Source organism: Helicobacter sp. T3_23-1059 (genome assembly GCF_053654515.1).
The window spans coordinates 1-1,513 of record NZ_JBSIUV010000131.1 but is presented as its reverse complement, the minus strand read 5'-3'; the positions used below and the strand labels follow the sequence as shown (position 1 = coordinate 1,513).

At 32.4% G+C, this 1,513-nt stretch carries 3 protein-coding genes; all 3 read left to right on the top strand.

What is annotated here, in order from left to right:
* Nucleotides 1-435 (top strand): hypothetical protein (locus ACWIX0_RS13520; RefSeq protein WP_454174506.1); only part of this gene is annotated, 435 nt, incomplete at its 5' end.
* A 4-nt stretch (nucleotides 436-439) separates the two neighbouring features.
* On the top strand, nucleotides 440-913 hold the full coding sequence (locus ACWIX0_RS13515; RefSeq protein ID WP_454174505.1) for a hypothetical protein: 474 nt from the start codon (nucleotides 440-442) through the stop codon (nucleotides 911-913).
* A gap of 35 nt (nucleotides 914-948) precedes the next feature.
* Nucleotides 949-1,299 carry a hypothetical protein gene (locus ACWIX0_RS13510; protein WP_454174504.1) on the top strand — a complete coding sequence of 117 codons (351 nt, stop codon included), beginning with the start codon at nucleotides 949-951 and terminating at the stop codon, nucleotides 1,297-1,299.
* Nucleotides 1,300-1,513: the final 214 nt, after the last annotated feature.

Here is a 1,513-nt window from a genome sequence, read left to right as displayed (position 1 = left end):
AATATATTAAAACAAATTGCTAAAAATTCAGGTTACAACAAAGTGGTTATTAGTAGCACTGCAAGGACTGCAAGAGGACAAGCACAAGCAATGTATAAGAATATAATTAAAAATGGTTTAGAAAAACAACGAAATACCTACAAGCAATATGGACAAAAGGTTTTGGATGCTTACGAAATAGCAAAAAAAGATGGTAAAAGTAGGGAACAAATTATACAGACAATGACAGATAAAATCAATGAACTTGGTGCTTCTAATGTATCAAAACATTGTGCTGATTTCTCTACCCAAAATGTAGTAGATATTCCTCATTCGTCTTTAGGTAATAATAATAAAGATAAATTTAAAAGCGAAGCCATCAAGCTATTGGGCATAGCAAATGTTTTAGATGAAAATAATTGCTATCATATTGTTATACCACAACATAAGGAGTAGAAAAATGAAAAAGGCAATGTTGTTAGTATTGTTGTATTGCAGTATGGCATTTAGTGCAGAGTTGCCAAGATTCATCAGTGAGTGGATAGGTATTTATGAATTAAATACCACCCAAAATGGCAAACCTATAAAACACGCCTTTGAAATACGCAATCATTGCTCTAATGACGAGATTTTTGGTGGATTTTACTGCGAAATCGGATATGCGAAAAATGGTAGCAAATTTGATGATTTTAGCGAGAATTTCTACACGGAAAAGCCAAATGATGACTATCACACGGTGCGAATCATCGCTTTTTACTCTGCGACAAAAGCCACGATTCAAGCCCTTTCTTTAGAATATAATAATGACTTTTGCAATGTCTTGGTGGAAAAGCAAGGCGAGACAATCACGCTAAAATCAGGCGAATGCAAAAATGATGACTTTGCCTTGCATAGTGAGATTTTGGGGAAATATGTAAAGAATAAACATAGATAAAAAATATGATTTTTATGCTTTGAGAATGGTAATTTATGCGTAAGAAAATAATATTTTTAAGTATTTTTATATCCTTACTTTTTGCAAGTGATTTTACACCACAGGAGCAATGTAGCTATGACAGTGAGAAATTTTGGATTAAGATTATATATCTTTGTCAAGAAGGCGATGTGGGTTGTAACAAAATGGTGTATATAGGTGTTAATAAAGATAGTGGAGAGTATATAGCTTTAAAAGGCAAGACTTTGCTTGATGAAAAGCAAAATTTTAAAGGATATAGCTTTGACAATGGTGCATATAAATATGATATTTTTAGAAATAATATGCTATATATTTCCAAAAATGGTAAGATAATAAAAGAAATAATGCTAGAGGAATGTCGCTAACGCTATTTGGCAATTATGATTAAGCATTTTCAAAGGAGCGCATTATGATAGGATATATTCACTTTGGTGGCAAAGTCGAATCTTTAAAACCATACCAAGACCAAAATGAAACCTATACTTTTAAAGCACTAATAACTGCTTATAGGGGCGATTTTGATGTTAAGCAGATAGGCGAAATCCTAAAACTAAAAGGCAACCTCCGCATTTCTTGGAT

Bases quoted from the DNA above. Each gene is read 5' to 3' on its own strand.
- ACWIX0_RS13515 (WP_454174505.1), top strand. From the start codon at position 440: ATGAAAAAGGCAATGTTGTTAGTATTGTTGTATTGCAGTATGGCATTT.
- ACWIX0_RS13510 (WP_454174504.1), top strand. From the start codon at position 949: ATGCGTAAGAAAATAATATTTTTAAGTATTTTTATATCCTTACTTTTT.